This window comes from Corynebacterium amycolatum (assembly GCF_016889425.1).
GTDB lineage: Bacteria > Actinomycetota > Actinomycetes > Mycobacteriales > Mycobacteriaceae > Corynebacterium > Corynebacterium amycolatum.
Genome location: NZ_CP069513.1, coordinates 1871673 through 1894851 on the forward strand (window position 1 = coordinate 1871673; position 23179 = coordinate 1894851).

19 protein-coding genes are annotated in these 23179 nt (G+C 58.3%); 9 read left to right on the plus strand and 10 right to left on the minus strand.

The window, feature by feature from the left end; translation table 11 throughout:
- Positions 1-1467: a Fe-S cluster assembly protein SufB gene (gene sufB / locus I6J19_RS08175; protein WP_049170616.1), complete on the minus strand. Its 1467-nt coding sequence runs from the start codon at positions 1465-1467 to the stop codon at positions 1-3.
- The gene (locus tag I6J19_RS08180) at positions 1464-2162 is read right to left on the minus strand and encodes a helix-turn-helix transcriptional regulator (RefSeq protein ID WP_038625383.1); all 699 of its coding nucleotides are present in this window, start codon (positions 2160-2162) and stop codon (positions 1464-1466) included. The genes sufB and I6J19_RS08180 overlap by 4 nt, the downstream gene beginning before the upstream one ends.
- Positions 2163-2348: 186 nt before the next feature.
- On the opposite strand from I6J19_RS08180, the gene mptB reads away from it, so the two are divergent.
- The 4 genes from mptB (at position 2349) to I6J19_RS08200 (ending at position 6992) form a co-directional block, all read left to right on the plus strand.
- Positions 2349-4088: a polyprenol phosphomannose-dependent alpha 1,6 mannosyltransferase MptB gene (gene mptB / locus I6J19_RS08185; protein WP_070432242.1), complete on the plus strand. Its 1740-nt coding sequence runs from the start codon at positions 2349-2351 to the stop codon at positions 4086-4088.
- A 25-nt stretch (positions 4089-4113) separates the two neighbouring features.
- Entirely contained in the window at positions 4114-5082 is a 969-nt protein-coding gene (locus I6J19_RS08190; protein ID WP_038625379.1) for an ABC transporter ATP-binding protein, read from the plus strand.
- Positions 5082-5885, plus strand: coding sequence for an ABC transporter permease (locus tag I6J19_RS08195; RefSeq protein WP_038625377.1), 804 nt, complete (start codon positions 5082-5084; stop codon positions 5883-5885). Before I6J19_RS08190 ends, I6J19_RS08195 begins: the two co-directional genes overlap by 1 nt.
- Positions 5886-5978: 93 nt before the next feature.
- Positions 5979-6992, plus strand: a complete 1014-nt coding sequence (locus I6J19_RS08200; RefSeq protein WP_038625373.1) for a COX15/CtaA family protein — start codon at positions 5979-5981, stop codon at positions 6990-6992.
- A 419-nt stretch (positions 6993-7411) separates the two neighbouring features.
- Here the strand turns inward: I6J19_RS08200 and I6J19_RS08205 are convergent, their stop codons facing one another.
- The gene (locus tag I6J19_RS08205; RefSeq protein ID WP_038625371.1) at positions 7412-8353 is read right to left on the minus strand and encodes a heme o synthase; all 942 of its coding nucleotides are present in this window, start codon (positions 8351-8353) and stop codon (positions 7412-7414) included.
- 263 nt (positions 8354-8616) lie between these two features.
- On the opposite strand from I6J19_RS08205, the gene tkt reads away from it, so the two are divergent.
- A complete protein-coding gene (gene tkt / locus I6J19_RS08210) occupies positions 8617-10716 on the plus strand; it encodes a transketolase (protein ID WP_038625369.1) in 2100 nt (699 codons plus the stop codon).
- 170 nt (positions 10717-10886) lie between these two features.
- Positions 10887-12011, plus strand: a complete 1125-nt coding sequence (gene tal / locus I6J19_RS08215; RefSeq protein ID WP_038625367.1) for a transaldolase — start codon at positions 10887-10889, stop codon at positions 12009-12011.
- 214 nt (positions 12012-12225) lie between these two features.
- Here the strand turns inward: tal and I6J19_RS08220 are convergent, their stop codons facing one another.
- From I6J19_RS08220 to I6J19_RS08230, 3 genes are read right to left on the minus strand one after another with little or no spacing between them, the layout of a single operon-like run.
- The gene (locus I6J19_RS08220; RefSeq protein WP_038625365.1) at positions 12226-12945 is read right to left on the minus strand and encodes a hypothetical protein; all 720 of its coding nucleotides are present in this window, start codon (positions 12943-12945) and stop codon (positions 12226-12228) included.
- Entirely contained in the window at positions 12942-13661 is a 720-nt protein-coding gene (locus I6J19_RS08225) for an AAA family ATPase (protein WP_038625362.1), read from the minus strand. Before I6J19_RS08225 ends, I6J19_RS08220 begins: the two co-directional genes overlap by 4 nt.
- A complete protein-coding gene (locus tag I6J19_RS08230; protein ID WP_038628982.1) occupies positions 13658-14020 on the minus strand; it encodes a GntR family transcriptional regulator in 363 nt (120 codons plus the stop codon). The genes I6J19_RS08225 and I6J19_RS08230 overlap by 4 nt, the downstream gene beginning before the upstream one ends.
- Positions 14021-14253: 233 nt before the next feature.
- Between I6J19_RS08230 and zwf the strand changes: the two genes are divergently transcribed.
- The 3 genes from zwf to pgl are packed head-to-tail and all read left to right on the plus strand — an operon-like array spanning position 14254 to position 17590.
- Positions 14254-15759, plus strand: coding sequence for a glucose-6-phosphate dehydrogenase (zwf, locus tag I6J19_RS08235; RefSeq protein ID WP_038629644.1), 1506 nt, complete (start codon positions 14254-14256; stop codon positions 15757-15759).
- A 50-nt stretch (positions 15760-15809) separates the two neighbouring features.
- Positions 15810-16826, plus strand: a complete 1017-nt coding sequence (locus tag I6J19_RS08240; protein WP_038628980.1) for a glucose-6-phosphate dehydrogenase assembly protein OpcA — start codon at positions 15810-15812, stop codon at positions 16824-16826.
- Positions 16823-17590 carry a 6-phosphogluconolactonase gene (gene pgl / locus I6J19_RS08245; RefSeq protein ID WP_038628977.1) on the plus strand — a complete coding sequence of 256 codons (768 nt, stop codon included), beginning with the start codon at positions 16823-16825 and terminating at the stop codon, positions 17588-17590. Before I6J19_RS08240 ends, pgl begins: the two co-directional genes overlap by 4 nt.
- A gap of 117 nt (positions 17591-17707) precedes the next feature.
- On the opposite strand, the gene secG is transcribed toward pgl, so the two are convergent.
- From secG to I6J19_RS08265, 4 genes are all read right to left on the minus strand, one after another.
- Positions 17708-17944: a preprotein translocase subunit SecG gene (gene secG, locus I6J19_RS08250; protein WP_038628976.1), complete on the minus strand. Its 237-nt coding sequence runs from the start codon at positions 17942-17944 to the stop codon at positions 17708-17710.
- A 91-nt stretch (positions 17945-18035) separates the two neighbouring features.
- Complete coding sequence (gene ppc, locus I6J19_RS08255; protein ID WP_038628972.1) at positions 18036-20864, minus strand: phosphoenolpyruvate carboxylase; 2829 nt, start codon at positions 20862-20864, stop codon at positions 18036-18038.
- Between the two features lie 202 nt (positions 20865-21066).
- Positions 21067-21855, minus strand: coding sequence for a triose-phosphate isomerase (tpiA, locus tag I6J19_RS08260; RefSeq protein WP_038628968.1), 789 nt, complete (start codon positions 21853-21855; stop codon positions 21067-21069).
- A gap of 69 nt (positions 21856-21924) precedes the next feature.
- Entirely contained in the window at positions 21925-23136 is a 1212-nt protein-coding gene (locus I6J19_RS08265; RefSeq protein WP_038628964.1) for a phosphoglycerate kinase, read from the minus strand.
- Between the last annotated feature and the right edge of the window lie 43 nt (positions 23137-23179).

Consider the following 23179-nt stretch of genomic DNA (forward strand, 5'->3'; position numbering starts at 1 on the left):
TTAACCGACCGAACCTTCCATCTGCAGTTCAATGAGGCGGTTGAGCTCGAGGGCGTATTCCATCGGGAGCTCCTTGGCAATGGGCTCGACAAAGCCACGCACGACCATGGCCATTGCATCTTCTTCTTCGATGCCGCGGCTCATCAGGTAGAAAAGCTGATCGTCAGAGACCTTGGAAACCGTTGCCTCGTGGCCGAGGGTGACGTCGTCCTCGCGGACATCCACGTACGGGTACGTGTCCGAGCGCGAAATCGTGTCGACCAGCAGCGCGTCACACTCGACGTTGGAGTGTGAGTGCTTGGCACCCTTGTTGACCTGCACCAGACCGCGGTAGGCAGCGCGACCACCGTTGCGGGCCACGGACTTGGACACGATGTTGGAGCTCGTGTGCGGAGCCATGTGCACCATCTTGGCGCCGGTGTCCTGGAACTGGTCCTCGCCAGCCATAGCAACGGACAGCACCTCGCCCTTGGCGTGCGGACCAGTCATCCACACTGCCGGGTACTTCATGGTGACCTTGGAACCGATGTTGCCGTCAATCCACTCCATGGTTGCACCCTCTTCGCACTTGGTGCGCTTGGTAACCAGGTTGTAGACGTTGTTCGACCAGTTCTGGATTGTGGTGTAGCGGCAGCGGCCGCCCTTCTTCACGATGATCTCCACAACAGCCGAGTGCAAGGAGTCAGACTTGTAAATCGGAGCAGTACATCCCTCGACGTAGTGCACGTAGGCATCCTCATCGACGATGATGAGGGTGCGCTCGAACTGGCCCATGTTCTCGGTATTAATACGGAAGTACGCCTGCAGCGGGATGTCCACGTGGACGCCCTTTGGGACGTAAATGAAGGAACCGCCCGACCACACTGCGGTGTTAAGCGCAGAGAACTTGTTGTCGCCAGCAGGAATAACGGTGCCGAAGTACTCCTTGAATAGCTCCGGGTGTTCCTTGAGCGCAGTATCAGTGTCCAGGAAGATAACGCCCTGGCTCTCCAAATCCTCGCGAATCTGGTGGTAGACAACCTCAGATTCGTACTGAGCGGCGACACCGGCGACCAAGCGCTGCTTCTCCGCTTCCGGAATGCCGAGCTTGTCGTAGGTGTTCTTAATATCCTCCGGAAGATCTTCCCAGGTCTGGGCCTGCTTCTCGGTGGAGCGAACGAAGTACTTAATGTTGTCGAAGTCGATGCCAGACAAATCCGCGCCCCAGGTGGGCAGCGGCTTGCGGTCGAAGATTTCCAGAGCCTTCAAGCGACGCTCGAGCATCCACTCAGGCTCGTTCTTCTTAGCCGAGATATCGCGAACGACCGCTTCAGATAGGCCGCGCTTCGCGGAAGCGCCAGCGGTATCCGGGTCGTGCCAACCGAACTGGTAGGCACCAATAGACTCAATAATCTCTTCGTCAGTCTGCGGAGTGGCAGCCTTCGTGGATTCAGCCACGTCGGTGGAGTTCTCATGGGCGAGGGTCATTGTCCGCTCCTTTCATGTGGCAATTCAGTAAGTGTCTTTGTTACGGGAGTGAGTGGGATATTTGTGGTGCAGATACCGTTACCATCAGCGATAGTCGCTAACGGTTGGGTGTGCTGCCCTAATAATTTACTAACGGCTTCATGCTCCGCCGCGCAGAGCTCCGGAAACTCGGAGGCTACGTGGCTAATTGGGCAATGGTGCTGGCAAATCTGCACGCCGCCAGTGTTCTGGTTGATAGTTGCCGCGTATCCGGCCCGTCGAAAAGCATCGACGACGGCCTCTACGACCTCTTCCTTCTCTGCGTCCTGCCCCACAGGGGTGACGCCGAGCAGAATGTCATCAATGCGCTGACGGGCAAACTGGGCAACTGCCTGCTCACCGCCGGCCTTGCGCAGTGCGGTCAGAGCTGCGCTAGCAAGATCGTCGTAAGCGTGTCCGAATCTAGCGCGGCCCCGGTCTGTCAGACGGTAGGACTTTGCTGGCCTGCCTCGGCCTCGGGGGCCAGTACTGGGCGCCGGAGCGGTTTCGGCGAGACCTTCGTCCACTAGAATATCGATGTGGCGACGGACTCCTGCAGCGGATAGTCCCAGGGTGTCAGCGATAAAAGTCGCGGACGCCGGGTTGTGTTCCAGAAGTAATTGGAGAATGCGCTTGCGCGTATCACCGTCATTGACGGTCGGTTTCCGATCAGCCATGACTGGTGAGTCACCTCCTGCGATTGGACTGCTGGATCATAAAAAGGTGTCTAGGTGGCTCAGCGAGGCAAATATCCCACTTGCGCCGCTGGTGTATTAGACAACACAATTGTGTCGTAATTGGTGCATAAAGTCCAACGCATTTAAATATCAATGCAACGTCGCTGATTAGAACGCCCTTTCGGCGTGTCGAATCGTCTACTATGTGACCTTGTGAAAACTAACCGACCCGCCCCGCGCCGCTCGTCCACCTTCGACGATGCTCTCGGGGTGCGTGACGTCATTCCGAAAATTGGTCTGGCTGGTTCCAGGTCGGCAACCCTCCACCAAGGCTCAGAACAGCCGCTCCAACACCGCATCAATTACCGCGAACTCCGACGCTTCACCTGGCTGCGTTGGCTGGGTACTCTTGGGTCGATCTTTATTATGGTCACCGGGATTGGCGCAGGCGCGACACCGGTGGTTGGAAATGAGTTTTGGGGTACACCACTCGGGCTGATCCTCGGTCGAATGTTGGTGGCAACGACAATCGTCACCTTCGTGGGGATTGGCATGTTAGTCACAGCCTGGTTGGGTGTCGGAGCTTTTGTTCTGGCCGGTGCGCGGACTCGCGTCACCGCGGTGACCACTCCGATGCTCATACGCACCTACGCGGCATGGGTATTGCCCTTGGTGTTTACCGCTCCCCTGTTTACGCAGGATATCTACTCCTATTTGGCGCAGGCTGCAATTGTGGAGCGGGGTATGGATCCCTATCTCGCAGGACCTGTTGACCTATTGGGAGCCAACGACCCACTGGCCCGATCGGTGCCATTGATTTGGTCGCACTCTCCGAGCCCGTACGGCCCCACAGCCCTCGCAGTGGCATGGGGTATCGCCAAGATAACCAGCGACGGGGTGATTGCTTCCGTCTTTCTACACCGACTCGTCGCCATCGTTTCGCTTCTCGTGGTGTCCTGGGCGCTGGTGCGGCTTGGTCGCCGCTGCGGAGTTAGCTCTCAGTTCACCCTATGGCTGGGCACGCTCAATCCGCTGGTATTGCTGCACCTGGTGGGCGGTATCCACAACGAGGCCCTGCTGCTTGCACTCCTGCTCGTTGGCCTCGAACTGTGTCTACGCGCTATCCACGGTCCTGCGCAATCGATGGAGCCCGATGAGCTGCCAGAACCCGGACCAATCGGACACGAGAACCAAAGCCGAGGAAGATCATGGGCGCTGTATGCAGGCGGTATTGTGCTCATCAGCCTCGCCGGAATGGTCAAAGTTACCGGTTTCGTGGCGCTCGGCTTTGCCGGCATGTGGCTGGCCAGAAAGTTCGGCAGCACCTGGAAGGCCGTTGCTCTTTCCGCAGTAGTGACGGGCGCAATAACCGTCGTCACGGCAGTCGTTGTTTCCTTAGGAACTGGTCTGGGCTTTGGTTGGATCACCGCGCAAGGTGGCGCCGCGACGGTGCGCAGTTGGATGTCGCTAACTACCCTGCTCGGGATCATCGCTGGTTTCTTCGGGAGGCTCCTGGGGCTCGGCGATATCAGCGACAGTGCTTTGCTGTTTACCCGTGGCATTGGTGTAGCGCTAGTGGCTGCCTGGCTCCTACGCATGCTGTTAGCGACGTTCCGTGGTCGCATTCACCCGCTCGGCGGCTACGGCCTAGCGATGTTCGCTCTAGTAATCCTCTTCCCCGTCGTGCACCCCTGGTACTTGCTATGGGCCATCGTGCCGCTGTCCGCTTGGGCCAACCGGGTACAATTTCGCATTGCCGTGGTTCTGTACTCGGCAATTTTCAGTTTTGTAGTACTACCACGCGGCCTGGGGTTGCCTCCGGGTACCGTCGCTCAGATTTACCTACTGGCGTTGGTATTCTTCGTCGCAGTCATGCTCGTCATCTTGGCGTACTCGACGCGATCTAAGGTATTTCGCCTTCATTAAAACTGTGAGATTAGACTGACTAACCGTGAATAACGCTGCCAATTCTCCTGCTCTGCGCCTTGAGAACGTAACGAAGAAATTCGATGACGTTGAGGCTGTATCAGACCTTTCGCTTTCCCTGGATCGAGGTAGGGTTCTTGCGCTTCTCGGCCCCAACGGCGCTGGTAAGACCACAACCGTTGAAATGTGTGAGGGCTTCATCAAGCCGGATGAAGGGCGAATTCGCATTCTCGATCTCGACCCGGTCACTCAAACCACAGCACTGCGCAGCCGCATTGGCATCATGCTCCAGGGCGGAGGTGCCTACCCCGGTGTTCGCGTTGGCGAAATGCTGAACCTAGTTGCCAGTTACTCCGCAAATCCGCTGGACACTGATTGGCTCCTTGAAGTCGTAGGCCTAGAACGCCATCGTAAGACGAACTACCGCAGGCTCTCGGGTGGTCAGCAGCAGCGACTGTCGCTCGCATGCGCCCTGGTCGGACGTCCGGAGCTGGTGTTCCTCGACGAGCCGACAGCAGGCCTCGATGCCCAGTCCCGTCTAGCCGTCTGGGATCTCATCTCGTCGCTGCGCCGGGATGGGGTCACCGTAGTCCTGACAACGCATCTGATGGACGAGGCTGAATCGCTTGCCGACGACGTTGCGATTGTCGACCGAGGCCATTTAGTTGTGGCCGGCACCACCGAGGAGATCACTAGCGCAGGCGCATCGGCGCTCCATGGGACGTCGTCAGGCACTGCTATGAAGGTCAGCGTTCGAGGCAGCCTTGACTTCGAAGAGGTCAACCGCAGCTTTAGCGAGTCTGGTCTTTCGCAGCGTCTGCAGCGTTCTAGCGGTGGAGAGTTCTCATTGATTGGTGAGGCTTCACCGCGCGCCCTGACTGTATTGGCCCAGAGTTGCGAGCGACAAGAGGTGTTGATCACCTCGTTGAATAAGGCGACGCAATCGCTTGAAGATGTCTTCTTGCAGATCACTGGAACGGAGATGAGGAGCTAATGACTACCGCACCGAGGTCTGATGCCTCCCGCTTTGCTAAGGGCACTTTCGCCCCGGAGCCGCAGCGTTCGGACATGGCGACGTTGGTCATGTCGCAGGCGCGGTTGGAGACGAAGCTCTTCTGGCGGCACGGTGAGCAAATGCTCCTCACCATCATTATCCCGTTGGCGATGCTCATCGGCCTGGTGATGGTGCCTGTGTTGGAACTCGATGATCCGCTCGAGCGCATCTTCCCCATGGTGCTGGCGATTTCCGTCATGTCTGCAGGTTTTACGGGGCAGGCAATTGCCGTGGGCTTTGACCGTCGTTACGGAGCCCTGAAGCGCATCGGTGCCTCAGGCGTGCCACCGTGGGGCATTATTGCAGGCAAGATTGTGTCGGTCTGCACTACCGTCACGTTGCAATACATACTGTTCAGCCTCGTGGGGCTCGCTCTTGGCGCAGAGCTTTCGATTGGCGGCTGGCTGTTGGCTTATGTGGGGATGCTTCTGGGAACGTTCGTCTTTACTTCATTGGGCTTGCTCATGGGCGGCACGTTGGGGGCCGAGCTAATCCTAGGTCTCGCCAACCTGATCTGGTTTATCCTCATTGGTGCGACTACTTACGTGGCCGTTGCACCATCGTTAGATGGCATCAGCTCTGTGCTGCTGCACCTCTTACCGTCCGTCGCGCTTACCGACGTAATCTCCGCGGCATTGGCCATGTCTGTCCAATGGTCAGCTGTCGGGGTGCTGGTTGTGTGGGGTGTCCTTGGCGCTGCACTGGCAGCTCGCTGGTTCCGTTTTGATATGCCGAATGATTAGGACGTTGCCGGGGAATCTGCATAGAAAAGCGCAGCCCAACGCAGGGGTTTGGCTTATTACCATTTTCCGCCAGCATGGGTAGAATTTCTTAATGTGAATACTGCAGATCGAAGTTTGCCCCTATCGTTTTTGCCGCTGACACCAATCGGGCGCCAGAAGCTCTATGCGCTTCTCGTATTGATTGCACAGGCGGCAATCGCGGTAACCGGTTCTATCGTCCGAGTTACTGGTTCAGGTCTCGGTTGTGCTTCGTGGCCAGAATGTCACCCGGGCAGTTTCGTTCCTGTTGCCGGGGAAGCAGAAATGCTCCATCAAATTATTGAGTTCAGCAATCGCCTCCTCACCTTTGTACTGGTTGCGCTCACGCTTCTGCTTTTCCTTTCGGTGATGCGTGTTGGGCGCCGTAAGGAAATCAAGCTGTTGGCGTTCCTTAACGGTCTCGGCGTTATCGTCCAGGCTGTTATCGGTGGCATTTCCGTGTGGGTTGATCTGAAGTGGTACGCCGTGGCCCTGCACTTCCTGCCATCGATGATTTTGGTCTGGCTGGCTGGCATGCTTTTCGTTAAAATCTCTGAACCTGACGACGGTACTGCTACCCGCATGTACCCGCGCTATCTGCGCTATCTGGCTGCCGCCTCCGGTTTGGCTCTGACGATGACGCTGATTACCGGAACTATGGTCACCGGTGCGGGACCACATGCTGGAGATGCCTCGGTGCTCCCGGAGGATCGCCTCCAGCTTCCGATTGTTGACTTGGCGCATATCCACGCTGGTTTTATGTACCTCTACCTTGGCCTGGTTATCGGTCTGATTTTTGGTCTGCTGGCCTCGGAAGCGTTTGCACGTGTGCGTAAGGTTGCCATCGCACTCGTTGTGTTCATTTTGGCTCAGGGCGTGGTTGGAATGATTCAGTACTGGTCCGGTGTACCGGAGGCATTGGTGCCGGTTCACGTTGCCGGATCTGGTATCTGCACCGCTTTGACTGCAGTACTTTTCCAGCACGGTTACCGCACTGTCGGCGGTAGCGCAGTAGTGACCGGGTCTCTGGAAGGCGATGCGGCTGCCGCAATTGTCGCGTCGGAAAAGAATGCTGAGGTTACCGCGTAGCTAGCTGCTGGTCAGCGGCTGTATTAACCACTGTGGTTACCGGCTGTTGATTCCTGCTCGAACCGCCTAAACACGCACTTTGATCTCGGCGTGTTTAGGCGGTTTTGCTGTCTGCTCGGCTTTGTGTGCTCGGATGTGTTTTCCCAGTGGCTAGCGGGCTGCGCGAGCGATGCTAGGGGCGGTGCGGGGGCGGGCTGCCCACCTATCGATCCGAGTTACTGACTGCGTTCATGACAAAAATGTCCCGAAAAATGGTCTGAAAGTGTCATAAACTCGCACAGTTTCACATTTGCAGCCCGTTTGCACACACAAAAAGAGGCCCTCCCCGGCATTGGGGAGGGCCTCTTCGAGGATTAACAGCTAACTGGGGAAAGGGCCGGGTCTGGCTCCCAACGCAGCTACCCTAGAACGCAACTACCCTAGAACATGCTTAAAACTGTCTGCAGTCCGAGTACAGCATCCAGCGAAAGCGCCACACACACGATGGACAAGTAGTTGTTCGACATGAAGAACAGCTTCATCGGCTTGATCTTGCCACCGGTTTTAACGTGACGGTGCAGGTCAATGGCGCCCCACAGGAACCAGGCACCAGCGCCAACCGCGCCAATCAGATAAATCCAACCAGCGTACGGAACCAACAGCAGAGTGGTAATCACGGTTGCAGCGGTGTAGTAAATAATGCGCTTGGAAACGATGATTGCCGGCTTGACCACTGGCATCATCGGCACGCCAGCGGCCTTGTAATCCTCCTTGTAGCGAAGCCCCAGCGCCCAGGTGTGCGGCGGAGTCCAGAAGAAGATGAGCAGGAACAGGATGAAAGCCTGCCACCAGTGAGCGAGCCCCGTAATCTCCGGGTTGTTGTCAGTGATGACGGCCCAGCCAACCATCACCGGCATACAACCCGCAGCGCCACCCCAGATTACGTTCTGATCAGTTCGGCGCTTCAGCCACAACGTGTAGACGAAGATGTAGAACGCAATCGTAATCATTATGAAAACGGCGGCCAGCAGCGAGTTACATAGCAGCCACAGCCAGAGGAACGACGCAATCATCAAGATGGTGCCGAAAATTGCTGCCGCGCGACGGCTAACCTGGTTGCGCGCGAGCGGGCGCCGACGAGTGCGGCGCATCTTCTGGTCAATGTCGTAATCCATGACCATGTTGAAGGTGTGCGCTGCCGCTGCACCCATCCAACCACCGAACAGGGTGAGAAGAATCAGTCCAACGTGTACATGACCGCGATCAGCCTGAAGCATTGCGGGAATGGCCGCGACGAGCAGGAGCTCAATAATTCTTGGCTTAGTCAGTGCAATATACGCCTTGACTGTTTCCAACAAAGCAATGTCCCTTTCACGCGCCATAAACAAAGCCCCCCGTCTACAGATAGTCGGATGCAACGGTCGGAAAGTTCCCGACGAGTTTTTCCGCAAAATAAAATGAGGGGCAGGCAATCAGTTTACCGATAATCATAACGGTTCCAATAATGACCGTCGTAAAGCATGTGCGGCGCGCCCTCTGATGCTTACCTTCGAGCTATTCGGCCCGGTTTAAACCGAGCGCACGTATTCCTAGTTAGTATGGAAGAGATCTTTACTAATCCATTTGGATACTAGGAGTCATTCACGTGACACTGTCGACTGAGCATGAAGCACGGGTTGTTCGCAACTACCCCTCGGACTGGTCTGACTTGGACACGAAGGCCGTAGATACGGCTCGTGTGCTGGCTGCAGATGCCGTGGAAAAGGCAGGTTCGGGACATCCCGGCACTGCTATGAGCCTCGCACCGCTGGCTTACTCTCTCTACCAGCGCGTTATGCGCCATGACCCGAAGGATACGAAGTGGATCGGCCGTGACCGTTTCATTCTCTCCTGTGGTCACACCTCTCTGACGCAGTACGTCCAGCTCTACCTCGGCGGTTTTGGCCTGGAGCTCGATGACCTGAAGGCACTGCGTACGTGGGACGCCCTCACCCCGGGTCACCCGGAGTACGGCCACACTGACGGCGTGGAAATCACCACTGGTCCGCTGGGTCAGGGTCTGGCTTCGGCTGTCGGTTTTGCCATGGCTTCGCGACGGGAACGTGGGCTGTTCGACCCGGAAGCTGCTCCGGGTGAGTCTCCGTTCGATCACTACGTGTACGTCATTGCTTCTGATGGTGACGTTCAGGAGGGTGTCACTGCCGAGGCCTGCTCGCTGGCCGGCACTCAGCAGCTGGGCAACCTGATTGTCTTCTGGGATGACAACGGCATCTCCATCGAGGACGACACCACTATTGCTTTCACCGAGAATGTGGCGGACCGCTACCGTGCTTACGGCTGGCAGGTCATTGAGGTCGACGGCGGCGAGGACGTCGCAGCACTCGAGGCTGCTGTCGAGGAGGCCAAGAAGGATACGGAGCGTCCAACCTTCATTCGCGTTCGCACTGTAATCGCTTACCCGGCTCCGACCAAGATGAACACCGGTGCTTCGCACGGTGCTGCTCTTGGTGGCGAGGAGATTGTCGGCATCAAGGAAGCTCTCGGCTTCGATACCGATAAGAGCTTTGACATCGCTGACGAGGTCATTGAGCACACCCGGAAGCTGGTTGAGCGCGGTGCTGAGGCTCACGCGCAGTGGCAGGTTAAGTTCGACGAGTGGGCTGCGACCAACCCGGAGCGCAAGGCTCTGCTGGATCGTCTGACCGCCGGCGAGCTGCCAGAGGACTTCGACGCTGAGCTGCCGACGTGGGAGCCGGATGAGAAGGGCGTTGCCACCCGTAAGGCTTCTGAGGCCGCGTTGCAGGCACTGGGTAAGGCTCTGCCAGAGCTGTGGGGTGGCTCGGCCGACCTGGCCGGCTCCAATAACACTGTCCTGAAGGGTGAGCCGTCCTTCGGCCCGAAGTCCATCACCACCGGCACCTGGACCACCGACCCGTACGGCCGTAACCTGCACTTCGGTATCCGTGAGCACGCCATGGGGTCGATCCTCAACGGCATTCTGCTCCACGGTGGTACCCGTCCGTACGGCGGCACCTTCCTTATCTTCTCGGACTACATGCGTCCGGCTGTCCGCCTGGCATCGCTGATGGGCATCTCCCCTATTTATGTCTGGACCCACGACTCCATTGGTCTGGGCGAAGACGGCCCGACGCACCAGCCTGTTGAGCAGCTGGCTTCACTGCGCGCTATCCCGGGTGTGTCCACCGTCCGTCCGGCTGATGCTAACGAGACCGCTCAGGCTTGGTCCGCTGTTCTCGAAGGCGAGGCAGGTCCGAAGGCTCTGGCTCTGACCCGCCAGAACGTCCCGGTCCTGGAAGGCACGAAGGAAAAGGCCGCCGAGGGCGTCCGGCGTGGTGCGTACGTGCTTGTCGACGGCACCAAGGAGACCCCGGACGTCATCCTCATGGGTACCGGCTCGGAGGTTCACCTCGCTGTCGAGGCCGCTGAGAAGTTGGCTGAGGAAGGTGTCAGCGCCCGCGTTGTCTCCGTCCCGTGTCTTGACTGGTTTGAGCAGCAGGATGAGGCCTACCGTGAGCAGGTCCTGCCGAAGGCGGTCCGCGCTCGTGTTTCGGTTGAGGCCGGTATTGCTATGCCGTGGTACCGCCACCTGGGCGACGCTGGTCGCGCGGTCTCCTTGGAGCACTTCGGTGCCTCGGCTCCGTACAAGGAGCTGTTCGAGAAGTTCGGCATCACCGCTGACGCTGTTGTCGATGCGGCCAAGGAATCTATCGAGGCTGCTAAGTAAGATTTGTTCAACCTGGCGCTATCGGCCGCTGTCGGTACGGGATTTGTGAAAACCGTACCGAGCTCCGGTGGCGCCAGTATTGTTTGTGGCGCACAGTAGTTTAAAGACACACAGTATTTAGAGAAGTCTTTAGACAACGAAGCGGTATAGACAGAAAGGCGTTAAACACTATGGGAAACACCACGATGGAAGCACTCGCCAAGGTAGGAACCTCGGCGTGGCTCGACGATCTTTCGCGCCAGCGTCTCACCTCGGGCGATTTGAAGAACCTCATCGATGAACTGCGGGTGGTTGGTGTCACCACTAACCCGGCTATCTTCTCTTCGGCGATGACCGCTGGTGAGGACTATGACTCTCAGCTGGCGCAGCTCACCGCTGAGCGCGCGAATCCGTCAGATGCTGTGTTCGCCATGGCTATCGACGATGTCCGCGATGCCTGTGACCTCTTCGCCGGTGTGGCTGAGGATACCGACGGTATCGATGGCCGTGTTTCTATCGAGGTCGATCCTCGTTACGCCGACAACTACGAGGCCACGATTGCGCAGGCTCGTGAGCTCTGGGAACGCGTCGACAAGCAAAATGCGATGATTAAGATTCCGGCGACCGATGCTTCCCTGCCGGCTGTCACCCAGGCTCTGTCCGAGGGTATTTCGGTAAACGTCACCCTGATTTTCTCGGTGGAGCGTTACCTGCAGGTCATCGATGCGTTTATCGAGGGTATCGAGCGTGCGAAGGACAACGGCGTGGACCTGGTTTCGGTTCACTCTGTTGCGTCGCTGTTTGTTTCTCGCGTTGACACTGAGATTGATGCTCGCCTGGACAAGATTGGCTCGGAAGAGGCCTTGGCTTTGCGTGGTAAAGCTGGTCTGGCCAACGCCCGCGCCGCTTACGCCAAGTTCGAAGAGACCTTCTCCTCGCAGAATATCCGTTGGGCGCAGCTGGAGAACGCCGGCGCTAAGCCGCAGCGCCTGCTGTGGGCTTCCACCGGTGTGAAGAACCCGGCTTACCCGGACACCCTTTACGTGACTGAGCTGGCTGCTCCGCAGACAGTGAACACCATGCCTGAAAAGACGCTGCGCGCTGCTGCGGGCTTCGAGGGCGAGGTTCGCGACGCCGTCAGCGGTCAGGGTGAAGCAGCCAATGCTGTTATGACCCAGCTCAGCGAGATTGGCATCGACCTGGATGATGTCTTCGCTGTCCTGGAGCGCGAGGGCGTGGAGAAGTTTGTGGATTCCTGGCAGTCCCTGCTCGTGTCGATTGCACAGCGAATGGAACAGCTGCACGAACCCTGCTGATTATCTAGCTTCCTGTTGGAAGCGGCCGCATTTATGGCTGGCGTCAGCGGGTCGATGCACGATGCGAGTTACTGACTGCGCTATGGCAAAAATGGTCCGAAAAATAGCCTGAAAGTGTCATAAACTTGCACAGTTTCACATTTGCAGCCCGTGTTTTTCGGCCCGTAAGCTGCGCACAAAAAGCTCCCTGCGGAGGGGAGCTTTTTTGTGGGTGCTAGGATGCGGCGAAGGCGGGGCGCACGTCGGGCTGTGGGCGTTTCTCTTCCTTTAAGGCCCAGGCCATCACGACCGCGGAGATTACGGTGATGATTGAGGCAAAGATTGGCACAGCCGGCCAGGGAGCGCCCGGGATAGAGTCGGTCACGTCCAGCAGGTAGCTGAACAGGAAGAGCGCGACCAGTGCCAGGCCAATGGTGATCGATCCCGCACGAGAGCCCTTCGCGCCGGCGACGGTGCCGATTGCGGTGCCCGCCACGGAAGACATCAGGAAGCTCAAGAAGACGCACAGAGCGGTAAGCAGGATTGTCGTGTAGTTCTGCCCAGAATCCTGAATCATGTACAGCTCCCCGTTGGTGTCCGGGAACAGGGCCGGTCCAGAGGTGACAATGAAGCTATCGAATCCCCGGTAGTAACCGGACTTATTCTGTTCGGTGACCATCGCCACGACGATGAAGGCGGTAGCCACCAGCGATGTTCCCAAGATTGCAATGATTGCGGAGCGCACCCAGCGGGCGGTGCGCACGCCGTAGTCGCGCAGGGTGACCGAGCGCTGGGCGGTGATGAGGAAGAGGATGCCCAGCGCGATGATGCCCAGCAGGGTGTTGCCGGTGCCGCTGCCCACGAGCATGCGCCCGAAAGCCGAGTAGAGGATGGCCACGGCGGCGACGCCGAGGAAGGTTTTCTTGTTGGTTGCGATGAAAGCCCCGGTGCTCATTTCTTGCTCCTTTCGATGTAGGCGGAGGTGCTAGCGAGGTCGATGAGGGCCGCGGGGTCGAGGTAGCTAACCTCAACACCGAGGGCGCGGGCATGCGCGGCGGTCGATGGGCTGAGCGCTGCAGCCAAAATCGCCTCGCAGCGCTCGCCGAGAGTTTTCTTAGCGAGCACCGAGCCGGCCACCTGCGTCACTAGGTCCGCAGAGCCGCGTAGCACCGGATGGGTAGCGCGCAGCTTATCGACGTCATAGGGTCCGTACGCATCCTGCTTGTGCATGACGATCAAGGTGTCCACCAGGTCTGCGAGATCCTGGGAGTGCTGCGACGTGACCACAATGTCGGCCGATTCGGCGGCGTCGATAAGCATGCCGCGCAACATGGTGCGGTGCTCGACATCGAGGCCGTTGAAGGGTTCGTCGAAAAGCAATGCATCCTTGCCCGATGCGAGGGCGGCCGCAGCGATGAGCAGCTGGCGCTGGCCCAGGCTGAGCTTTTTGATGGGGGTGTCGCCGGGGAAATCTAGGAGGGACTCCGCGTGGGACACATCGAGTTGATCCCAGCCGGTGCGCAGGATGCGGAAATATTCGCGCGGGGTGACGCCGAAGATCTGGGTGTCGGGTGCTGCCTTCGCCACGGCAGCCGTAGGCATTTGCGCGAGGGTATGCAGGTAGTAGGTCTTGCCGGCGCCGTTGGGGCCAATCACGCCGTAGATGCTCATTTCTCCTCCTCCAGCATGGCGATGATGTCGTGGAGCGTAAGGCCGAGGATGTCGGCCTCCGCTTTTAACGGCTCGATGTAGGTGCGCTGGAACGCTTCACGACGCTCAGCTCGAATGCGCTCACGAGCGCCTGGGGTGACGAACATGCCGAGTCCTCTTTTCTTCTCCACGAGCCCCACCATCGACAGTTCCGTCATGGCCTTGGCAGCCGTGGTTGGGTTGACCTGATAGAACTCCGAGAGTTCCTTGGTTGAAGGGGCGCGACTCTCAGCCGCGAGCTCCCCGGACAGAATCATTGATTTCAGATTCTCGGCGATCTGGACGTAGATGGGCCGAGAATCCGCCTCCTTCGCCTGCATATCCACCTCCATGGTGTACGGGTATACCACCTATGCCATAAACCTAAAGCAGAAGAAAGGGGCCCGTCAAGGCCCCATCGAAGGAATCGGAAACGATTCCACCGGACTTTTCTCGATATGACATTATGTAAACCGTGAGTGATTCTCTGCAACGCAACGATCCGAACTCCCCTACTGCCAGTTCTCCGCACAACGGAGATGGCAGCACCAACCACGACGGATACGTCAACCCGCTGCGCGACCCGCAGGATAAGCGCTTGCCGCGTATTGCGGGGCCGGGTGGCATGGTAATTTTCGGAGTGACGGGCGATCTGGCCCGAAAAAAGCTCCTGCCTGCCATTTATGACCTGGCCAACCGCGGTCTGCTACCTGCCTCCTTCGCGTTAGTTGGCTACGGTCGTCGCGAATGGTCGAAGCAGGACTTTGAGGATTATGTGCGTACCGCAGTGGAACAGGGCGCCCGCACAGACTTCCGTGAGAGTGTCTGGCAGCGCCTGGCTGAGGGCATTCACTTTGTTACCGGTACCTTCACCGATGACGAGGCCTTCGATCGCCTGGCCGCGCAACTTGAGGAGCTCGATCGCTCCCGCGGCACCGCTGGCAACTGGGCCTACTACCTGTCCATTCCGCCAGCTAACTTCCCCGATGTCTGTCATCAGCTCGATCGTTCGGGGCTCGCGCAGTCGGGCGAGGATTATTGGCGTCGCGTGATTATTGAGAAGCCATTCGGCCACGACCTGGCTTCGGCCCAGGAACTCAACCGGATTGTGAACTCGGTGTTCCCAGAAGACGCTGTGTTCCGCATTGACCACTACCTGGGCAAAGAAACCGTCCAGAACATTCTGGCCATGCGTTTTGCCAACCAGTTGTTCGATCCGATGTGGAATTCTCACTACATTGACCACGTTCAGATCACCATGGCCGAGGACATCGGTTTGGGTGGTCGCGCCGGTTACTATGACGGTATCGGTGCAGCTCGTGACGTAATTCAGAACCACCTACTCCAGCTGCTGGCACTGGTGGCAATGGAAGAGCCCATCGCCTTTACCCCGGAAGAGCTGCAGGCGGAAAAAATTAAGGTTCTGCGTGCCGTCGAGCCAGTGCGTCCGTTTTCGAAATACACCGCACGTGGCCAGTACACCGCGGATTGGCAGGGCAGCAACTTTGTGCCAGGGCTGCGCGATGAGGAAGGATTCGACCCCGAGTCCACGACCGAGACCTACGCCGCTTGTACGCTCCAGATCAATTCTCGTCGTTGGGCCGGTGTCCCCTTCTACCTGCGCACCGGCAAGCGCCTCGGCCGTCGCGTCACTGAAATTGCGCTGGTCTTTAAGTCCGCACCGCACTTGCCTTTTGCGGAGACAATGACTGCCGCTCTCGGTCAGAACGCCATGGTGATTCGAGTCCAGCCTGACGAGGGCGTGCTCATGCGCTTCGGCTCGAAGGTTCCGGGCTCGGCCATGGAGGTGCGCGATGTCAACATGGACTTCTCCTACTCCGAGGTGTTTACCGAGCAGTCGCCAGAGGCCTACGAGCGCCTGATTCTGGATGCGCTTCTCGACGAGGCCAGCCTCTTCCCCACTAATGAGGAAGTCGAGCTGTCCTGGAAGATTCTTGACCCCATCATCGAGTACTGGGCCAAACGCGGCCGTCCCGAGGGCTACCCCGCAGGTTCGTGGGGGCCGTCCTCCGCTGACCACATGCTTGAGCGCGACGGTCGCGCTTGGCGACGGCCATAGGTTGCCGACCTCTCAGTTCTTAAGAATTTTCTGACAGAAAGAACACTTTCATGATTGTCAATTTGCCAGACACTGACACCGCGAGCATTGCTCGTCAGTTGGTGCAGCTTCGAGAGCAGGGCGGCATCGTTACCACGGGCCGTGTCCTTACCCTGATCGTTTTGGCCAAAAGCGAAGACGACCTGGAAAACATTATTTCCACGGTCAACTCCGTTTCCCGCGAGCACCCATCCCGTGTGCTGGTATTGGTCTCCGATGATCCACGCCTGGATAATCGCCTCGACGCGGAACTCCGCGTCGGTGGAGATGCCGGTGCTGCTGAGATCGTGGTTATGCACATGTCCGGTGAGATTGGTCAGCACCACAGCTCTGTGGTGACTCCCCTGTTGCTGCCCGATACGCCGGTCGTGGCGTGGTGGCCGTCTGAGGCGCCTCAAGTCCCAGCGGCGACACCAATCGGCAGGATTGCCCAGCGCCGTATCACCGATTCGTTGTGTGACCCGAATAGTAACGCTATCTACACGCGCCGTACGGGCTACACGCCTGGCGATTCCGACCTGAGCTGGTCGCGACTGACGAACTGGCGCGGTGTGTTGGCCTCGGCTTTCGACTTGCCGCCGCACTCGCCAGTGACCTCCGTGTCTATCTACGGTCCACAGGAGTCGCCATCGGTGGAGGTCGCCGCCGGCTGGTTGGCAGATCGCCTGGGGCTGCCGGTCAACCGCTACTCCACCGGGGAGAAGAAGATTCCGGTGGACGAAAAGGGCCGCGCCAAGCCACCGGTGACCTCGGTCGCGTTTGAGCGTGAAAATGGCCAGACCCTGCGCATCGATATTGAAAGCGCTACCACTGCATCGGTCACCAACGGAGAAAAGCCCCCGTTCAAGGTCGCATTGTCGCGTCCTACACGCTCCGAGTGCTTGGCAGAGGAGCTGCGTCACCTCGACCACGATACTGCCTACGGACGTGCCCTGCGTGGTCTCAGCCAGATTCACACCGTAGGCATGCAGACCCCAACGTCCACGATCACCAGCTTCGCGAACGAACCAGGAGTCTCTGACAAGTGACAACCGATAACGTCTTGAATACCGTCCCCGCCCCTCAGTTCCACCGCGCCGCCGACCAGGCCGGCATCGTCGAGGCTGCACGTCAAAGCTTCATCGATGCGGTTGTCGCCGTCCAGAATGGCAACGTCTCTCCGGTCACCGATGACGGTTTTGTACGCGTCGTTCTCACTGGTGGCGGCGCGGGTACCGCTTTGCTCAGTGCGCTTGCCGACGATTCTGGAGACATCGACTGGAACCGAGTCCTGGTGTTTTTCGGAGATGAACGCTTTGTCGCTGCCGACTCGGTAGACCGCAATGCGCTGGCTGCTCGTGAGCGTCTCTTGTCCCCTGTCGGCGTGCCGGAGGACAACATCTTCGAGTTTGCTGCTGCCGACAGCGGCGTGACCACCACGGAGGCCGCCGAAAGCTACGAAGCTATCGTTCGCCAGAAGGCTCCAAACGGCTTTGACCTGCACCTTCTTGGTATGGGCGGAGAGGGACACATCAACTCGATCTTCCCGCATACCGCAGCGCTCGCTGAGCAGGAACGCTTGGTCGTGGACGTGCATAACTGCCCGAAGCCACCACCGACCCGCATCACGCTGACTATGCCGGCCATTGCCAGTTCGCAGCGTGTGTGGCTACTGGTAGCCGGTGGTGAAAAGGCCGAGGCAATTGCAGCTATCGCTCAGCAGGACGACCCAGCGCAGTGGCCAGCGGCCGGAGTTCGCGGTGTCCAGGAAACCATTGTCTTTGTTGACGATGCTGCGGCTGCACAGCTTTAGGCTTCCGCTTCACCGTTAACAGCCAAGAAACAACAAATTCCCGTCGATAAGCGAAATGCTATCGACGGGAATTTTTATTACTTAAAGGCCTTCGGTGGGGCGTGCTGCGTGCGGAACCTACCAGCCGAAGGTATTGAACAGCAGCAACAGGACAATGCAGAGCAACCAGATAATCATGGTCACAATAGTGACGCGGTCAAGGTTCTTCTCCACCACAGTCGAACCGGACAGATTCGACTGCATACCGCCACCAAAGAGGCTGGACAGTCCGCCACCCTTACCCTTGTGGAGCAGGATGAACAGCGTCATCAGGATGGATGTGATGACCAGGACAATCTGAATGGCGAGGTACACGCGCACTTCCTTTTGAAACGTCGCTTCTTTAAGAACTCCAACTATACTAGCGCAATTGCTCCGCTGGCTAGGTATTCCCCAGCCGCCTTTTCTAACCGGAGTTGCGCAGTGCAGTTGCCAGACCGTTCATGGTCAGCTGAATGCCCCGACGCACCTTGTCGCGGTTATCGCCAGCACGGTAGCGACGCAGCATCTCCAGCTGGATGATGTTCAGCGGCATGAGGTATGGGAAGCGCATGTCCACCGAGCGCCTGAGCAGCGGATTGTCTTCAAGAAGGTCCTTGTACCCGGTTACCTTCAGGAACATCTTCAGCGTCAGGTCGAACTCAGCCTTGATGATGCTGTAGATGCGCTCACCGTCGGCCTTATTTTCGCACAGGCTAGCGTAGGCGCGCGCCAGGTTCAGGTCAGCCTTGGACATCACCTGCGCCATGTTCGACAGCACCGAGTTGAAGAACGGCCAGTCCTCGTTGAGCTGACGGAGTTCGGCTAGGCGGGAACCGTCCTCGTCCTCACCAATCCACTCCTGCAGTGCAGAGCCGACACCGAACCAGCCCGGCACCATAGAACGCTGCTGCGACCAGGACAGTACCCATGGAATTGCGCGCAAATCAGAGATGGTCTGAGTCTGCTTGCGTGAGGTCGGACGCGAACCGATGTTGAGGCTACCAATCTCATCGACCGGAGTCGACGACGTGAAGAAGTCGATAAAGCCCGGGTCCTCGTGCATGAGCTTCGAGTAGGCCTCACGAGACAGGTCGGAAATCTCCGACATGATCTCATGGGCGCGAGCTGGGTTCTTCAGGTCATCGACATCGAGCAGAGTCGACTCGATAGTTGCCGAAACCAGCGCGGCGAGGTTCCTGCGCGCCGCCGCAGGGTGACCGTACTTCGCAGAGATAATCTCGCCCTGCTCGGTGACACGCACCGAACCCTGGACTGCGCCGGAAGGCTGCGCCAAGATTGCCTCGTAGGACGGTCCGCCACCACGGCCGACAGTACCTCCGCGGCCGTGGAAGAGACGCAGGCGAATGTCGTTGTCCTTCGCGGCTGCCACGATGGCGACCTCCGCGTCGTAAAGCGCCCAGTTTGCAGCGAAGTATCCGCCGTCCTTGTTCGAGTCGGAGTAGCCGAGCATGACTTCCTGCAGATCTCCGCGCGCAGAGACGTATGCGCGGTAGACCGGAATGTCCCACGCAGCACGCAGCACGTCGGCGCCAGCCTGCAGGTCTTCGATGGTTTCAAACAGCGGGATGACGTCTACAGAACCGGTCGGCTGGGATCCATTCGGACGAATCAGACCGACCTCCTTAAGCAGAATCATCGGCTCCAGCAGGTCGGAAACCGATGTACACATCGAAATGATGCAGTGCGGTACCGCGTCGCGACCGTACTTGCGCACCGCACGAGATGCCGCACGCATAATGCCCAGCTCGCGGGCCGTGGCTTCAGAAAGATCTGCGGAAGTCGAAACCAGCGGACGGGAGGACTGCAGTTCCTTGGTCAGCAGCTCGACCTTGTCAGCTTCCTTCAATCCCGCGTAATTGTCCACCACACCAGCAGCGGAAAATAGCTCGGTGAGAATTTCCTCGTGAGAGTCCGAATTCTGACGGATATCAATCGAGTACAGGTGGAAACCAAATACCTCAACTGCATCCATCAGATCGCGCAGACGGTGATCGGCGATGAGATCATCGTGGCTGGAACGCAGTGAGTCGTCGATAATCGAGAGCTCTTCAAGCAAGTCCTCGGCGCTGTCATACGGAGTGAACTCCGACCAGTCGCCCTCGATGATGGACTCATCGAAGAAGTTCACCGCTGTTGCCGCCACGCGACCGCGGATACCGTGAACCGCACGACGGTACGGCTCATCTTCACGGTTTAGTACGTCATTGTGGCCCCGGCTGGCCAAGGCGACCAGATCGACGGTGACCTTAGTCAGGCGGTCGCTGAGACTGAGTTCGCGCTCCAGCAGGTGCAGCTGCGAGAAATAGTGACGCAGGATGGTGCCCGCTGCTCGATCGGAGGCGTAGCGCAGCGTCTCCTCCGTCACGTATGGGTTGCCATCGTGATCACCGCCAATCCACGAGCCCATACGAATCGTTGGATTAGCCTGCAGCTTGTCGCCGCCGAGCTGACGCAAGTGCTTGACGACGTCCCGGTTAATCTGTGGCACAGCTTCCAGCAGAGAAAGCTGGTAGTAGCGAAGACCAACCTCGACCTCATCGCGAATATCCGGGCGGTTCATGCGAATCAGAGCCGTCTGCCACAGCGTCAGAATACGGCGGCGGATATCGGCATCAATCTCAGCGAGTCGGTCCGCGGTGCGTGCATTCAGCGGGGCTGCCTGGATCTCGTGGCGGCGCCGCATTGCGGCCGTGATGTGCTTCTGCACATCGAACACTGTACGACGACGAGTTTCCGTTGGATGTGCGGTCAGAACAGGGACGACCTCAATGTGGTCCATCATGTCCGCAATAGCGCTGCCAGAAACCTTGGCGTCGCGAAGCTTCTGCCATGTTGCCTCCAGCGTGGAGTCCTGCGGCGGATCGCCAGCATCGAGAGAGGCCTCGATGCCTAGTTCTTCGTGCAGATCCTCAGCGAGGTTAGCCAAAAGTGCGAAGTGCGTGAAAGCACGGATGACCGGGCTTGCCTCGGCCGGGTCTATGTCACGGAAGAGGCCGGCGAGTTTCTCGATATCGCCATCGCCACGATGGAGTTCGAAGGCTGCGCGGCGAGCATTTTCGACCAGGTTAAAGACCTCGTCACCCTCTTGCTCGCGGATTACCTGTCCGAGAATTCGACCCAGGTGGCGAATATCCTCCCAGAGCAAGTCCTGCTGCTTCGCGGTAGCGGTCGATGAGGATTGCTCATTGCTTGCAGTGTTTCGGTCAGCGTCACGATGTACTTGTTCGTTCATTGAGCACGTCCTTTTAAAATTGCCGGGCATTCAAAGTGGAAAGCCTCGGGAAATGTATTGCGCTGAATTATTGCCATTCGGTGTGTCTGGGTTGAGTCCGCCTAAAGGCAATAACCCCGAATCGGTTTTATGAGAATCAATAAAACCAATCCGGGGTCGCGCATGGCGCCTATCTTATCAGTTGATCTGATTTTATATGTAGTTAGGCGTTCTGAGCAGCATCTGCAGCAAGTGCACAGAGCTTGGCGAATGCCTCACCGTCGAGCGAAGCACCACCGACGAGGCCACCGTCGACGTCGGGCTTGCCGACGATCTCAGCGACGTTCTCGGCCTTGACGGAGCCACCGTAGAGAATACGCATTTCCTTGGCGATAGTCTCATCCGCAATTTCAGCGATGGTCTCACGGATAGCTGCACAGACTTCCTGCGCGTCTGCAGCCGATGCGACCTTACCGGTGCCGATAGCCCAGACCGGCTCGTAAGCGATGACGGTCTTGGCCAGCTCAGCGTTGGTCAGGTTAGCCAGGGAGCCCTTGACCTGAGAGACAACGTACTCAACGTGCTCTTCGGCTTCACGGACCTCCAGTGGCTCGCCGACACAGACGATTGGGTTCATACCCTCGCGCAGTGCTGCCTTAGCCTTCTTTGCGACCAGCTCATCGTCTTCTGCGTGCATATCGCGACGCTCGGAGTGACCGACGACGACCCAGGTACAGCCGAGCTTTGCCAGCATCGAGGAGGAAATCTCGCCAGTGTAAGCGCCGGACTCGTGGACTGAGACATCCTGAGCACCGTAGGTAACGCCGAGCTTATCGCCCTCAACCAAAGTCTGGACCGAACGAAGGTCGGTAAACGGTGGGATGACGGCGACGTCAACCTTGTCGTAGTACTCCTTCGGCAGAGCGAACGCGAGTTTCTGCACCACACCGATAGCCTCGAGATGGTTCAGGTTCATCTTCCAGTTACCAGCAATAAATGGTGTACGTGCCATAGTGGTGGAATTCACTTCCCTATCAATTAGTGGATTTTTAAGCGATGAAAACCAAGTGGTGGGAAAATCTTAGTCTTCCAGGACGGAGACGCCCGGCAGAGTCTTACCCTCGAGGAACTCCAGCGAAGCGCCACCACCGGTGGAGATGTGGCTGAAACCTTCCTCGTTCAATCCCAGGGTACGTACTGCCGCTGCGGAGTCGCCGCCACCGACGACGGAGAAGCAACCGTTGTTAGTGGTGGCATCGATGATGGCCTGTGCAACCTCGCGGGTGCCAGCTGCGAAAGCCTCCATCTCGAACACGCCCATCGGGCCGTTCCAGAACACAGTCTTGGACTCAGCCAGCACCTTGCCGAATGCCTCAGCGGAAGCCGGTCCGATGTCCAGGCCCATCCAGCCTTCCGGAATCTCGGTGGCGTCTACAACCTTGTTTTCAGTGTCTGCTGCGAACTTGTCGGCCACGACTACGTCGGTTGGCAGAACAATCTTGTCGCCGTAGCGGTCCAGCAAATCCTTACAGGTGTCAATCATCTCTTCCTGCAGCAGGGATGCGCCAACGGCGTAGCCCTTGGCAGCCAGGAAGGTGAAGCACATGCCGCCGCCGATGACCAGGGAGTCAACCTTCGGCGCGAGAGCCTCAATAACACCCAGTTTGTCGGAAACCTTGGAGCCGCCGAGCACGACGGTGTACGGCTTTTCCGGGGTCTCTGCAACCTTGCGCAGAACCTCAAGCTCAGCCTGAACCAGGTTGCCGGCGTAGTGCGGCAGCTTCTTCGCGACATCGAAGACGGAAGCCTGGGCGCGGTGAACAACACCGAAACCGTCAGAGACAAATGCACCGTCCGGAACAAGTGCAGCCAGCTCGGCTGCGAACTCGGCGCGCTCTGCCTCGTCCTTGGAGGTCTCGCGCGGATCGAAGCGGACGTTCTCCAACAGAAGTACATCGCCCTCGGTCAAACCATTAGCGCGCTCGTGCGCGTCCTCACCGGAGACATCACCGGCGAGCGCGACGTACTGCTCCAGACGCTCAGAGAGAGCCTCAGCGACCGGGGCCAGGGAGAACTCGGACTTAACCTCGCCCTTCGGGCGACCCAGGTGAGCCATAACAACGACCTTGGCACCGGCGTCGACAAGAGCGGACAGAGTGGGCAGCGAAGCATCGATTCGACCCGGATCGGTGATTACGCCGTCCTTCAGCGGAACGTTAAAGTCGGAGCGGACGAGGACGTAACGGCCTTCAATACCTTCGTTGATCAGGTCTTTGACAGTCTTAACAGTCATCTCAATGAAATCCTTGTGAAAGTGTGTAAAAAACGGGCCGTGG